We start from the raw sequence: 13,440 nt of genomic DNA on the forward strand, positions 1-13,440 counted from the left end.
GATAAGAGGAAGGGTGGTTCTATGGTTTTAACAAGGGATGGTTTTGGGGGATGCAGGTATTATCCCGAGAATAGCGAATTATCCATACTATGTACGTATGAAGATCAAGGACACACCTTTGTCATTATTCAATACCTGGACCTTCCTTTCAGTTACCGGCTAATCAACAGAGACGGCATATTTTTATTAGAGGAAGAGCTTTTCAATTTCTTGGATAACCATATTGACGACATTGATGCAGGTATATATGAAGATGTTACTCTTGCCAAAGAGATCACTAAATTGATGAAAACACAAAAATAAAAGCACGAAAGATGTTTTTACATCTCTCGTGCTTTTTCGTTTAACTCGCTTTATGTTCCAAACGAAGGCGGTCCGCCACCATGGCGATAAATTCGCTGTTTGTAGGTTTCGCTTTTGTATTGGAGATTGTATAACCAAAGAGAGAAGAAATCGCATCGATATTTCCTCTATTCCAGGCTACTTCAATGGCATGCCTAATGGCACGCTCCACTCGGGATGCTGTTGTGTTATATTTCGTTGCAATGTCGGGATAAAGGACTTTTGTAATGGAACCTAGAAGTTCAAGATCATGGTAGACCATTGTTATGGCTTCCCTTAAATACTGATACCCTTTAATGTGTGCAGGTACTCCCACTTCATGAATAATGTGAGTAATACTTGTATCAAGATCAGGCTTTTTCGATTTGGTTGAGGTGTAACTGTTCCCCAGTGCACGATTAATCGGATCACCGGCGTGTTTAATTTGACGAACCTGCTCGCCAAGATGGTCAAGGTCGAATGGTTTCATCATGAAATAAGCTGCTCCAAGTTCCACCGCTTTCTTCGTGACTTCTTCCTGACCGAAAGCCGTCAACATAATAACCTCCGGATGCTTGTCCATATCTTTTAATTTATTCAACACAGCAAGACCGTCTAAATGAGGCATAATGATATCCAATATTAGGACGTCCGGTTTTTTCTCCTCAACCATTTGAAGACAATCTTTTCCGTTATAGGACGTGCCCACAACATCAATATCCGACGCATCATCAAAATATTCCTCAAGTAGCTTTACAAGCTCACGGTTATCATCAGCAAGACAGACGCGAATCTTTTCCATTTATTTTCCTCCTTACAAAATAGTCCTTCTTTTTTCCGTAATACACATATTCGACATCCAGGAATTTAACCCTCTTTTATTATAACAAAAAAATTTCAATATTTGAGATTATCTTGAAAATGCTTTAAAATACTCACGAATTCGCATATATTCGACACCCCTAATCATCTTTTGTCGAATTTTGTCGAATATAAATTATTGAAAGGTATAAAAAAGAAGAGCCTTAAGTAGGCTCTTCTAACTTGCTTTTTGCTTATTGGCATGATCTTCGTATAATTCTATTCCGGCTTCTTGTAGCATCCACTCAATGTGTACACCATACCCACTGGTTGGGTCATTGATAAACACATGGGTGACTGCACCAATGATTTTTCCATTTTGAATAATCGGGCTTCCACTCATTCCCTGGACAATCCCGCCTGTTTTATCGAGAAGTTCAGGATCTGTGATTTTGACAATCATCCCTTTTGTTACTGCGGATTTTTTCGGCATGTTACTGACGATTTCCACATCAAAGGTCTGCATTTCTTCACCATCTAACACAGTCATAATCTGCGCAGGTCCTTCTTCGACTTCTTCTGCAAATCCGACAGGGACACCTTTAGGATACGTTTCATTTTCCATATCCCCATCCAATTCACCAAAAATTCCAAAAGGCGTATTTTTCGTTATAGTGCCTAAACGGTCATCGCGCAACGAAAACTTCGCTTTTTTCTCACCGGGAATTCCCTGGCTTCCTTTTTCTATAGAAGTTACGTGGGAGCGAACAATCGTGCCTTCATGGATTTCAATAGGCTTCTTCGTATCCATATCCGAAATTACATGGCCAAGAGCTCCATATTTCTTTGTTTCCGGATCATAAAACGTCATTGTCCCTATACCTGCAGCCGAATCACGAATATAGAGACCGATTTGGTATTCCTTTTCTTGGGCGTTAAAAACAGGGGTTAAAGAGGTTGAAATCATCTCTTTCCCTCGTTTGATCTTTAGTTCTATGGGTTTCTCCGCCTCGCCAGACTTTTTGACGATGGTGGAGAGCTCTTCCATACTATTGAGTTCTTCTCCGTTCCCTTCAAGGAGAATGTCACCAACTAGGACATTCGCTTCCTCCCCTGGTGATTTTTTCGTCTCTGTTTCTCCATTTACTAAATGGTGGCCGACGACGAGAACTCCTTTTGTATGCAATTCAACACCCACCGACTGTCCGCCAGGGATCAAACGGATATCACGCATCTGAGTGACATCTGTTTTCTTAAGCGGCACTCCAGCGAACTCATAAAAAACTTGGTGATCATCAGTGGATGAAAATGCAGTCAACGCTTCTGTCTCTTCCAATTCAGTAAGGGCTTCTGATTCATTGGATGCGCTGATTTTTACATCGGTAGGGATGGACAGATAATCATGAACAGGGGCGATCAAAGGTAAAATGAGCATGAACAGCAGGAGAACGGAACCGCATATATATTTAAATGTCTGTTGATCTTTCACGGGTTCACACTCCTTATCACTCCAGTACCAACTAAATGGCTTACTTATAATGTGGTCTTCCATAAGCTTTTTTAAACGAGCATAATCACAGTAATTATAGTACCCTTTCCCTTCTGTAGAAACATTCTCCAACGTATATGTAAAGATTGGAATATCCAATCAAATTTTGTGGAGACTAAGAATACATAAAGAAAGCGTATGGATTTTACATCCATACGCTTATCCTTTGTTCATTTATCTTTTCTTATGTTTATCAGCCATGAGGAGCAATTCACGTGCATGTTCCACCGTTGTTTCTGTAAGCTCTGCACCTGTAATCATCCTGGATATTTCATCCGCTTTTTCATCATATGTTAATTCTTTTGCTGCTGTATGAGTTCGATCATTATCTACTCTTTTCTCAATTCTTACGTGAGTGTCGGCCATAGCAGCCACTTGTGGGAGGTGTGAGATGCACAAAACTTGTGAACCTTCCGATATCCCGTAGATTTTTTCAGCAATTGCCTGGGCTACTCGACCGCTTACGCCTGTATCTACTTCATCGAAAATCACACTCGTAACGCCTTGGTGACGAGAAAATATGCGCTTTAAAGCAAGCATAATCCGTGACATTTCTCCCCCCGATGCAACCTTATGTAATTCTTTTAATGGTTCTCCTGGATTTGTAGTAATTAGAAATTTAACGATATCTATACCATTAGGGAGCAGTTGTACGGGATGCCCATCAAGCTCAGGATCAGAGTCACGCCCTTCTTTCAAGTTGATATCAACAGCAAAAGATGCTTTTTCTAAATATAAATCCCTGAGTTCTTCATGGATATATTCTGATAAAGTGACCGCTGAATTTGTTCTGATGTCGTGAAGGGTTTTCGCCTCCATTACGGCATCCTGACCAAGCTCATGGATTTCACTTTCCATCTTATTCAAATGAGAATCCTTATTTTTAATCTCATCAATTTCTTCTTCAATCCTTGACGCGTATTGAAGCATATCATCGACCGTAGCTCCATACTTCTTTTTCAAACGGTTCAACTCGTTTAAACGTGATTCAATTTGATTTAAGCGTTCAGGATCAAATTCAAGCGCTGCCATTTGATTGCTTAATTGGAAGGTCAATTCTTCAATAATATAGTAGGAATTCGACATTTCTTCAGAAAGCTTGCTCAGTTCGTCATCCACGTCTGCTGTGCTCTCAAGCGATGTCATGGCATGGCTCAGCCAGTCCAAGCCTTTTTGCTCCCCATATAAGGAATAATAAGCATCATGGATTCCTTGATAAATCTTTTCATAATTCATCAGCTTTTTTCGCTCTTCTGAAAGTTCATCATCTTCCAATGGCTGCATTTCGGCTTCTTGCAGTTCTCTCAGTTGAAACTCAAGCAAATCCAACCGTTGTGCCATCTCCTGCTCATTTTCGCTCAATTCCTTGTAACGCTTTTTCAGTACTCGGTATTTGTCATATACCCGCTGATATTCTTCCAAAGAAGACTTCATATCGTCCGAAAAAATATCGAGCAGATCGATGTGACGGTCCGGATCCATGAGTGATTGTGTTTCATGCTGACTATGGATGTCGATTAAAGAATGACCGAATTCTTTCATGATGGCTAGTGTAACCAATTTCCCATTCACCCGGCAAATGCTTTTTCCTTGATGGGTGATGGTGCGTTGCAGGACGACCATTCCATCTTCATCAATATCCACACCGAATTCTTCACCCACTTTATGAATGGGATGATTGGTTCCAACGGTGAACAATCCTTCAATCTCCGCTTTTTTTGTTCCATGACGCACGAACTCGACAGACCCTCGTCCACCAGATAGCAGTTGAATGGCATCGATAATGATCGATTTACCCGCACCTGTTTCCCCTGTGAGTACGGTGAGACCCTCTTTGAACGTAATTGAAATTCGATCAATGATTGCAAAATCACGAATAGACAATTCTGTTAGCATGAAACTTTCACCTCAGTTATAGCATATTGAGCAGCTGCTCACTAATCGTTTCTGTTTGTTCTGCACTGCGGCAAATGATCAAGCATGTATCATCCCCGCAAATCGTACCCATGATCTCATCCCACTCTAAATTGTCGACGAGTGCACCTACCGCATTCGCGTTTCCTGGAAGAGTTTTTAGAATAATGAAATGACCCGCTCGATCGATGCTCACAAAGGCGTCCATCATCAAGCGTTTCAGTTTTTCAAAAGGATTAAAACGCTGATCTGCCGGCAGGCTGTACTTATAACGTCCATCCATCATCGGTACTTTCACAAGGTGCAATTCTTTAATATCCCTTGAAACTGTAGCTTGAGTAACATTATAGCCCATACCCTTTAATCGATCGACTAACTCATCCTGGGTTTCAATGTCGTCATTCGTAATCAATTCCCTGATTTTGATATGACGTTGTCCTTTGTTCATGACCATCCTCCGTTTCCAGTCCTTCCATAAGAAAAGGGCTTTTCATAAGCCCTTTTACGTTCATTATGCGTTTTTACGATGCGCTTCATGCGCTTCTTCTACAACCGCCCCGATATTGATTCCTTCGGAGATCCCAGCTGGTCCTTCCTCTTTCAAACGTAAATGGACGAGGAATTCGATATTCCCATCACCGCCTGTAATCGGTGAAAAAGTGAGTCCATGTACAGAATAGCCGTGATGAGTTGCGAAATCAAGAATATTCTCAATCACCTGTCTATGTATGGACGGGTCTTTGATTATTCCTTTTTTCCCTACCTGCTCACGTCCAGCCTCAAACTGAGGTTTGATTAAGGCTACAACATCGCCTTCCTGGTCTAAAAGTGTCGCCAGTACGGGAAGAATGATTCGTAACGAAATAAAGGAAACATCAATCGAAGCAAATTGCGGCTGTCCTTCTGACAAATCGTCTTTCGTCACGTACCTGAAATTGGTCCTTTCCATAACAATGACTTGTTCATGGTTACGAAGACGCCAATCCAACTGGTTATAACCGACATCAATCGCATAACTGAGCTTGACTCCATTTTGCAGACCACAATCTGTAAAACCACCGGTTGACGAACCGATATCCACCATCACTTTATCCTGGACGGAGAGATCGAAAACTTTTAAAGCTTTCTCAAGCTTCAGTCCACCCCTGCTTACATAAGGAATAGCTTTACCTTTGACTGTGAGCTCAGCGTTTTCCTCGATTTTTTGGCCAGGCTTATCCAGGCGGACTTGATTATGAAAAACAAGCCCTGCCATAATGGTCCGCTTCGCCTTTTCCCGTGTTTCCGCGTACCCTTTTTCTACTAACAATACATCTAGTCTTACTTTTCTTCCCATAAGATTTAAGCCCTTTGCTGTTTATTCGGTATCATTTGCTTTAAATTCTGCTCGATGTGATCGGTGGTCAATCCAATTTCTTCCCAAAGCTTTTGGACACTGCCGTGTTCGATGAAGCGATCCGGCACACCCATACGCTTGACCCACTGTGAGGAGTAGTCATTTTCTTCTGCAAACTCTAAAACGCTTGAACCGAATCCACCTTGAAGGACACCTTCTTCTACAGTAAGGATTGGGAGACCAGCTTTCATGATGTCATGAAGCATGGCATCATCCAATGGCTTGATGAATCGCGCATTCACGACTTTTACGGAACGGCCATCCTTTTCCATTTTTCCACTAGCTTCAAGAGCCATATCAATGGTCGTACCAAAGGTTAGGATTACAGCATCCTTTCCTTCTTTTAAGACTTCCCAGCTTCCTATAGGAATGATTTCCGCCTGGTCATCTGTTTGTACACCTTTTGCATTGCCCCTTGGATAACGTATCGCAAATGGACCATCATCATAATGAGTGGCTGTGTGAACAAGGTGTTGCGCTTCATTTTCGTCTTTAGGCATGGAAATCACGAAATTCGGAACAGAGCGTAGAAATGCGATATCGAAAACACCCTGATGTGTCTCACCATCAGCTCCTACTAATCCCGCTCGATCGATTCCGAAAATCACATTCAATTTTTGTCTTGCTACATCATGGACGACCTGGTCATATCCTCTTTGTAAAAAGGTGGAATAGATAGCCAAAAATGGTTTCATACCCTGTGTTGCAAGACCGGCAGACATGGTCGTTGCATGCTGTTCAGCTATGCCCACATCAAAGAGACGATCCGGAAACTCTTCACCGAATTTCTCCAATTTAGATCCAAGAATCATTGCTGGTGTTACGGCAACGATTCGATCATCTTTCCTTGCTTCTTTGCTTAAAGCATCACTGATAACCGAACTCCACGCAGGTGGAGCATCCACAGGTTTTATTTTTTCACCGGACTCCATCTTATATGGTCCTACCCCGTGCCATTTGTCTTTCACGTCACTCTCTGCCGGATGATAGCCTTTTCCTTTTTGTGTCATCACATGAACGATAACAGGTCCGTCCGTTTTTTTCGCGTAATTCAAATTCTCGATGAGATCATCAAAATCATGACCATCTACAGGGCCATAGTACGTAAAACCAAGCTCTTCAAAGAACATACCAGGGACAACAAAATATTTCATGCTGTCCTTCAACCGTTCAGCAGCCTGTGCAATTCTTCCTCCGACAGCAGGAATTTTCTTTAATACCCACTCAAGGTCGTCTTTTACGCGATGGTATTTCCCAGCGCTTCTCATTCTTCCCAGCGCACCGTGAAGAGCCCCCACATTTTTAGCGATTGACATTTCGTTGTCATTAAGGATAACGGTTACATTCTTCTTCTCATGTCCAATATGGTTCAAGGCTTCTAAAGCCATTCCACCTGTAAGTGCTCCATCACCGATGATCGGTAAAATGGAATGCTTTTCTTTTTTCAAATCTCTGGCAATGGCCATTCCCATCGCTGCAGATAAGGATGTGGAACTGTGGCCCGTCTCCCAGACATCATGTTCACTTTCGTCGCGTTTCGGGAAGCCGCAAAGTCCTTTATACTGGCGGAGGGTTTCGAATTGACCACCACGTCCAGTCAAAATCTTATGGATATAGGATTGGTGCCCCACGTCCCATAAAAAACGGTCTTCCGGGCTTTTATATACTTTATGAAGAGCGAGGGTCAACTCAACGACTCCGAGGTTCGCGCCAAGGTGTCCTCCTGTTGTGGCCAGGTTTTCAATGAGAAACTGCCTCGTTTCATCTGCCAATTGCTCTAGTTGGTTTGTATTCATATCCTTCAGAATTGAAGGGTCTTTAATTTTACACAGATCCATTGAAGGACCCCCTTGTATTTATCTTGATTTTTTAGTGGACGACGGCGCACTTGTTACTATTCTAACTTTCAGTCGCTTTTCTAACCATGAAATGACCTTTGCAGCGAAGAAAATGATATCCGTCGACTTATTGATGGCAAAAAATTTCCCTAGCGCTTTTCCACCGACAGTAAGTGCAGCTACAATACTTGTCAGGATCACAGATATTACGATTTGGACTGTTGATCCATCACTATAGCCGAAGTTATTGGCCAGTTGGATGACCACGACCGCAGATGCCGTACCACTAACTATACCAGATATATCCCCTATTACGTCATTACAGAAACTTGCAAATCGATCCGCATTTCTGACTATAGCAATCGCTTCTTTAGCCCCGTTCACCTTTTCAGACGCCATCGCATGGAAAGGCTGCTCCTGTGCAGCGGTTGCTGCGATACCCAGCATGTCGAAAACGACACCCGTAAAGACGATAAGGAACACAAGGACGAGTCCGATGATCCATACGACACCACTTAAAACGGAAGAAGATATAACTGAAAAAATAGCCGCTAACACGAATGTGATAACGGCGATACTCAAACTGAATTTTAAAGATTTTTTTAATTTGTTATCCATATATACCCTCTATATCACTAAATTGACGTGTCTTATGTAAGGAAAGGAATGGTCATGATTTAAGTAAAAATTGCGGCTTAGGTCTAGTAGGTTTTCCCAGTCGAGTACCGAATGTCACCATCCTGGCGGTTCCCCTTTAAACTCGACTCAGCCCCGTCTCCGGCAGCTGGACTAGATTGCCACTTAGTCCGCACTATAATTCCTAAATCATGTCCTTGGAACAGTCTAGGGGATTTCCCCGACAGCCTTTAGCCGTTCCTTAGCCTCTTTTGCAGTTCTGATTTCATATAGTTTCTGCACCAGCACCTCAGTGGCCATCTGAAGCTGCATGATGTTCACTGACTATAATCCCCTCAAGAACCACTCAAGGCAGGCTACGCTGCGCATATAGATGTTACTCCATATGCTGCAGGTTCATACCCCATTTCATAACAACATCTGGCTCAGATGCCATTACAATAATGGGCCTCCGCGGAAGCAGGGTCAACGCCCACATGCCTTTGTGGATCGCCCTGCGACCTTAACTCCCAGCATCGACCCAAGGCTGGGCGCCTCAAGCCAACACAAGGAACTTCATCGATGTGCCCTTCGGCGGATTTTTAGGCCCGCCTTCAGGAACGGAGGGCCGACTAGAATACTGCACCATTCCTTCTGTAATGATAATATATCACATATTGTCACGTGGCTCAATCGAAATCATTCACGTCAATGATCACGATTGCTTAAATAGTGTATGAGCTCAGAAAGAGTGGTTCCCTCTACTCCTGCATTTTTAAGAGCTTGCTGTGCCTTTTGGACGTATCTATCCTTTTGAGCTATAGCTCCACCTAATCCCAGAAGCTTGGGGTAAGTGCTTTTATGGTTGCCTTCATCACTTCCTGCAGGCTTACCGATAACCTCCGAATCACCAGTGACATCAAGAATGTCATCTTGAATTTGGAAAACAAGACCCAGGGCTTCAGCCATCTCGGTCATTTCTTCTAGTACTTCTGCTGACGCTCCGCCTAAATACGCTCCAGCGAGGATAGAGAACCTCAGCAATTGCCCTGTTTTATTTCTATGAATATGTTCAAGGGCCTCTAAAGAGATTTCAGTACCTTCACTGAGCATGTCCTGCATTTGACCTTCAACCATGCCTCTCGCACCGCTGGCTTTCGTCAATTCTCTAACTAAAAAGACCCGTTCAGCATCACTTAAACCCGCATCTTCAGTAATCACCTGTGAACTCAGCGTCAATAGTGCATCTCCTGCAAGGATTGCGGTTGCTTCATCGAAGCGCTTGTGATTCGTTGGTTTTCCTCGTCTTAAATCATCATCGTCCATGGCAGGTAGATCGTCATGAATCAGGGAGTAGGTATGGACCATTTCTAGGGCTGAGGCTACTCCTATCACTTTCTCTTCAGGAACACGAAAAGCTTGTGCTGTCGCCATTAATAAGATAGGGCGCAGCCTTTTTCCTCCCGCGTGAATGGAATATAACATAGAATCCTGAAGACGCCCTGAAACCGTATAGTCGCGCACAAGCATTTCCAGCTGCTCATTAATTCGTTGTCTATTTTCTGTAAGATATTCAGCTAAATGCACGGTTCAGTCTTCCTCCTGGACAGAGAACGGTTCCAACTCTCCGTGTTCATTCATGATCTGCTGCATTTGAGTCTCCACATTTCCAAGCTTTTCACTGCAAAGCTTGGAGAGCTTCATACCTTCCTGATAATACTGGATCGCTTTTTCCAAAGGAACTTCTCCTGTTTCTAACTTCTCCACGATTTCTTCGAGTTGTTTCATCGCGTCCTCAAAACTGATGGTTTCCTGCTTATCTGTCATTTTCATCCTCCTTTACCTCCGTTACGTGACAATCAACGATTCCGTCTTGCATTTTCAAGGAAAGGGATTGACCTTTTGTAATCTCAGAAGTACTTTTTATGACGTCTCCTGCTGAATTAAAGGGAACAGCGAAGCCTCGCTTCATAATGTCTAAGGGATTGACTAAGGTCAGTTTATCGACATTCGTATAGAAGCGTTCCTTTTTTTGCTGAAAAAGGGACTCAAACCGCTTCTGCAATTGTTTCTTTTGGCGTTCCAGAGATTCTGCACCTTCTTTAATCTTCAATTCCGGGCCTTGCTGTCGTAATCTTCGAGCCATGTTCCCCCACTGAACATGGCTCGCTTGATGGAGGTGCTTCATTTGGATTGCCATACGTTCAATAATACGATCCAAATCCTGCTCTTTTTGCTTCATCATCTGTTCAGGATATTTAAAAGCATATGATTTTTTCAGACGTTCCAATTGCTGCTTGGCCTCTGTCTTTCTCACTTCCATTACCCTATGTAGACGATGATCCATCGACTTGACCTGATCCTTCAACTCTACAATGGACGGAACAGCAATTTCAGCAGCTCCTGTAGGAGTCGCTGCCCTTACATCTGCCACAAAATCACTGATGGTCGTGTCAGTTTCATGACCCACAGCTGAGATGATGGGGATTTCAGAGTCCGCGATGGCTCTGGCAACCACCTCTTCATTAAACCCCCATAAATCTTCAATAGAACCACCGCCCCTGCCAACAATAAGCACATCAACATCCATTTTTTCGTTCGCATATTGAATAGCATTGACAACAGAAGAGGCCGCTCGCTCACCTTGGACAAGGACAGGCAAAACTGTGACAGGTACGATAGGATAACGCCTTTTTATCGTTGTCATGATATCCCGTACAGCTGCTCCCGTCGGAGAAGTAATGACACCAATGTGTTTTGGGTATGTAGGGAGAGGCTTTTTACGTTCAAGTGAAAATAAGCCCTCTTTTTCCAATCGTTCCTTTAATTGCTCAAAAGCGTAATAAAGGGCTCCGATCCCGTCCGGTTGCATTTCTTTAATATACAACTGATATTGTCCCATGGGTTCATAAACATTGATTTCCCCTTTAACGAGGACATTCATACCATTTTCAGGAATGAATTTCAGGGACCGGTTGTTCCCAGCAAACATAACAGACTGAATTCGAGCCTGGTCATCTTTTAAGGAAAGATACATATGCCCTCGGCTGTGGTGTTTGAAATTCGAAATTTCTCCTCTGAGCCAAACCGTTTTCAAATGCGGATCCCCTGAAAGTTTACGTTTAATGTACTTCGTTAGTGCCGTAACGCTCAAGTACTGATCCTGCATACCCATCCTCCTTACTGATTATGAATTCGCTTAGCAGCTTTAATCGTATTATGGAGGAGCATAGTGATAGTCATTGGACCTACACCTTTAGGAACGGGAGTGATATGGGAAGCTACTTCTTTCGCAGACTCAAAGTCCACATCCCCTGTCAGCTTACCATCCACACGGTTAACTCCAACATCGATCACAACCGCTCCTTCTTTGATATCCTCGCCAGAGATCAAGGAAGGTTTACCTGCAGCAACGATAAGAATATCTGCCTGCTTCGTGTGTGACTGCAAATGTTTAGTACGGGAGTGACAATGGGTAACGGTTGCGTTTTCGTTAAGCAGTAATTGACCTACAGGTTTCCCTACCAGGTTACTTCGACCAATGATGACCACATGCTTCCCTTCAAGCTTAATGTCTGCGCGTTTAAGCATGACAAGGATTCCATAAGGAGTACATGGATAAAAGGTGTCCTGGCCTGTCATCATTTTTCCGACATTCGCCGGATGAAATCCATCCACATCTTTATCTGGATGGATGGCTTCAATGATTTTCTGGTCAGAAATATGGTCAGGTACTGGTAACTGAACAAGAATTCCATGAACAGTATGGTCCTGGTTTAACTTTTCAATCAAGTCCAGCAGTTCTCGTTCGGAAGTTTCTACTGGTAATTCAATCAGATCAGAATCCATACCGATTTTCTCGGAAGCGCGCTGCTTTCCTTTTACGTAAGACATGGAAGCAGGATCTTCACCTAAGATGACAACGACCAGTTTCGGACGAATATCTTTTGTATGCAGTTCACTCACTTCACTTTTCATTTCTTGACGCAGATCTTCTGCCAGTTGTTTTCCATAGATCACTTCTGCTGACATATCCCATTTCCCCCTTATTTGTTTAAACCATTTTAGATAATACGCCGTTCACAAACTTACCGGATTCTTCTTCTCCGAAAATTTTTGCGAGCTCTATCGCTTCATTTATCGCTACTTGCGAAGGGACGTCTTCTTTGTATTTCATTTCGTAGGCTGCCATTCGCAGGACAGTCTTCTCTACTTTGGCTAACCGTGGGAACGTCCAATTGTCAAGATTGTCAGAAATCCACTGATCCAACTCTTCTCGATTTTGGATGACTCCATGTACAAGATCATATAAAAACTCGTCCACTTCCTGGCCTTCGACTACATGAGCAATGGCCTCATCGGTTTCAATATCACTCGTAATCGTTTGAAAAAGCGCCTGGAATGCTTTTTCACGTGCTGTGCGTCGTTTCATCTTCATTCTCCTTTAAGGTAATATCCGTTAGAATAATAACATTTTAGCTTGATAAAAGCCATTGTAATCAGGTGATAGCAAAATTTTGCCGCTCATCAAATCGAAAGGGCCAGGAGTAAAACAAAAAATCAGAAAGGGGTCTCCCCCTTTCTGATTACTCTTACAATTCTTCTACTTCCACTTCTTCCTCTTTCCCTGTTTCCATTTGTACGCCGACAATGTGGACATTGATTTCATTAATATCAAGTGCTGTCATGTTTTTAAGCGCCTGCCTTGTGTTGTCCTGAATTTTCTGTGCCGTGTCAGGTATGGAAATTCCATAATCCATGACTACATAAGCATCAATCAAGACACCATTCTCAGTGAGCTCCACCTTCACGCCTTTTCCGTGGTTCTTCTTACCACCAAGACGCTCAGCTACGCCTGATGCGAAATTGCCCCTCATCGAAGCAACACCAGCCACTTCTGAAACAGCAATTCCAGCGATCACTTCAATGACTTCAGGAGCAATCTCGATGTTACCTAATGTCGATCCATCTGTCACATTCAACAATTGCTTATCACTCACAATGAC

Annotated in this window: 14 protein-coding genes; 1 reads left to right on the plus strand and 13 read right to left on the minus strand. The window is 43.0% G+C overall.

The features are described 5' to 3' along the window. The first annotated feature begins 21 nt into the window (after positions 1–21). Complete coding sequence (locus tag GLW00_RS13415) at positions 22–303, plus strand: hypothetical protein (RefSeq protein ID WP_160914905.1); 282 nt, start codon at positions 22–24, stop codon at positions 301–303. Between the two features lie 40 nt (positions 304–343). On the opposite strand, the gene spo0A is transcribed toward GLW00_RS13415, so the two are convergent. From spo0A to GLW00_RS13480, 13 genes are all read right to left on the minus strand, one after another. Next, complete coding sequence (gene spo0A, locus GLW00_RS13420; protein WP_160914906.1) at positions 344–1,123, minus strand: sporulation transcription factor Spo0A; 780 nt, start codon at positions 1,121–1,123, stop codon at positions 344–346. A gap of 237 nt (positions 1,124–1,360) precedes the next feature. After that, a complete protein-coding gene (spoIVB, locus tag GLW00_RS13425; RefSeq protein WP_335808481.1) occupies positions 1,361–2,611 on the minus strand; it encodes a SpoIVB peptidase in 1,251 nt (416 codons plus the stop codon). Between the two features lie 234 nt (positions 2,612–2,845). Beyond that, on the minus strand, positions 2,846–4,567 hold the full coding sequence (gene recN, locus GLW00_RS13430) for a DNA repair protein RecN (protein WP_160914908.1): 1,722 nt from the start codon (positions 4,565–4,567) through the stop codon (positions 2,846–2,848). A 16-nt stretch (positions 4,568–4,583) separates the two neighbouring features. Further along, on the minus strand, positions 4,584–5,033 hold the full coding sequence (gene ahrC, locus GLW00_RS13435; protein ID WP_089651776.1) for a transcriptional regulator AhrC/ArgR: 450 nt from the start codon (positions 5,031–5,033) through the stop codon (positions 4,584–4,586). A gap of 63 nt (positions 5,034–5,096) precedes the next feature. Beyond that, a complete protein-coding gene (locus GLW00_RS13440; RefSeq protein WP_160914910.1) occupies positions 5,097–5,921 on the minus strand; it encodes a TlyA family RNA methyltransferase in 825 nt (274 codons plus the stop codon). Between the two features lie 5 nt (positions 5,922–5,926). Next, positions 5,927–7,819 carry a 1-deoxy-D-xylulose-5-phosphate synthase gene (gene dxs, locus GLW00_RS13445; RefSeq protein ID WP_160914912.1) on the minus strand — a complete coding sequence of 631 codons (1,893 nt, stop codon included), beginning with the start codon at positions 7,817–7,819 and terminating at the stop codon, positions 5,927–5,929. Between the two features lie 18 nt (positions 7,820–7,837). After that, positions 7,838–8,437 (minus strand): hypothetical protein, encoded by a 600-nt coding sequence (locus GLW00_RS13450; RefSeq protein WP_160914914.1) that lies wholly within the window; start codon positions 8,435–8,437, stop codon positions 7,838–7,840. A gap of 705 nt (positions 8,438–9,142) precedes the next feature. After that, positions 9,143–10,021 (minus strand): polyprenyl synthetase family protein, encoded by an 879-nt coding sequence (locus tag GLW00_RS13455; RefSeq protein ID WP_335808482.1) that lies wholly within the window; start codon positions 10,019–10,021, stop codon positions 9,143–9,145. A 3-nt stretch (positions 10,022–10,024) separates the two neighbouring features. After that, complete coding sequence (locus GLW00_RS13460; protein ID WP_160914916.1) at positions 10,025–10,267, minus strand: exodeoxyribonuclease VII small subunit; 243 nt, start codon at positions 10,265–10,267, stop codon at positions 10,025–10,027. Further along, positions 10,251–11,603, minus strand: coding sequence for an exodeoxyribonuclease VII large subunit (xseA, locus tag GLW00_RS13465; protein WP_160914918.1), 1,353 nt, complete (start codon positions 11,601–11,603; stop codon positions 10,251–10,253). Before xseA ends, GLW00_RS13460 begins: the two co-directional genes overlap by 17 nt. A gap of 11 nt (positions 11,604–11,614) precedes the next feature. Then, complete coding sequence (folD, locus tag GLW00_RS13470; RefSeq protein WP_160914920.1) at positions 11,615–12,466, minus strand: bifunctional methylenetetrahydrofolate dehydrogenase/methenyltetrahydrofolate cyclohydrolase FolD; 852 nt, start codon at positions 12,464–12,466, stop codon at positions 11,615–11,617. A 22-nt stretch (positions 12,467–12,488) separates the two neighbouring features. Next, positions 12,489–12,866, minus strand: a complete 378-nt coding sequence (nusB, locus tag GLW00_RS13475; protein ID WP_160914922.1) for a transcription antitermination factor NusB — start codon at positions 12,864–12,866, stop codon at positions 12,489–12,491. Positions 12,867–13,026: 160 nt separating this feature from the next. After that, positions 13,027–13,434, minus strand: coding sequence for an Asp23/Gls24 family envelope stress response protein (locus GLW00_RS13480; protein ID WP_160914924.1), 408 nt, complete (start codon positions 13,432–13,434; stop codon positions 13,027–13,029). Between the last annotated feature and the right edge of the window lie 6 nt (positions 13,435–13,440).

The organism is Halobacillus litoralis (assembly GCF_009856445.1).
GTDB classification, from domain to species: domain Bacteria; phylum Bacillota; class Bacilli; order Bacillales; family Halobacillaceae; genus Halobacillus; species Halobacillus litoralis.

Coding starts and splice junctions, on each gene's coding strand:
- recN (WP_160914908.1), bottom strand. CDS start 4,567: ATGCTAACAGAATTGTCTATTCGTGATTTTGCAATCATTGATCGAATT.
- dxs (WP_160914912.1), bottom strand. CDS start 7,819: ATGGATCTGTGTAAAATTAAAGACCCTTCAATTCTGAAGGATATGAAT.
- spo0A (WP_160914906.1), bottom strand. CDS start 1,123: ATGGAAAAGATTCGCGTCTGTCTTGCTGATGATAACCGTGAGCTTGTA.
- folD (WP_160914920.1), bottom strand. CDS start 12,466: ATGTCAGCAGAAGTGATCTATGGAAAACAACTGGCAGAAGATCTGCGT.
- ahrC (WP_089651776.1), bottom strand. CDS start 5,033: ATGAACAAAGGACAACGTCATATCAAAATCAGGGAATTGATTACGAAT.
- GLW00_RS13450 (WP_160914914.1), bottom strand. CDS start 8,437: ATGGATAACAAATTAAAAAAATCTTTAAAATTCAGTTTGAGTATCGCC.
- GLW00_RS13460 (WP_160914916.1), bottom strand. CDS start 10,267: ATGAAAATGACAGATAAGCAGGAAACCATCAGTTTTGAGGACGCGATG.
- GLW00_RS13415 (WP_160914905.1), top strand. CDS start 22: ATGGTTTTAACAAGGGATGGTTTTGGGGGATGCAGGTATTATCCCGAG.
- GLW00_RS13440 (WP_160914910.1), bottom strand. CDS start 5,921: ATGGGAAGAAAAGTAAGACTAGATGTATTGTTAGTAGAAAAAGGGTAC.
- xseA (WP_160914918.1), bottom strand. CDS start 11,603: ATGCAGGATCAGTACTTGAGCGTTACGGCACTAACGAAGTACATTAAA.
- nusB (WP_160914922.1), bottom strand. CDS start 12,866: ATGAAACGACGCACAGCACGTGAAAAAGCATTCCAGGCGCTTTTTCAA.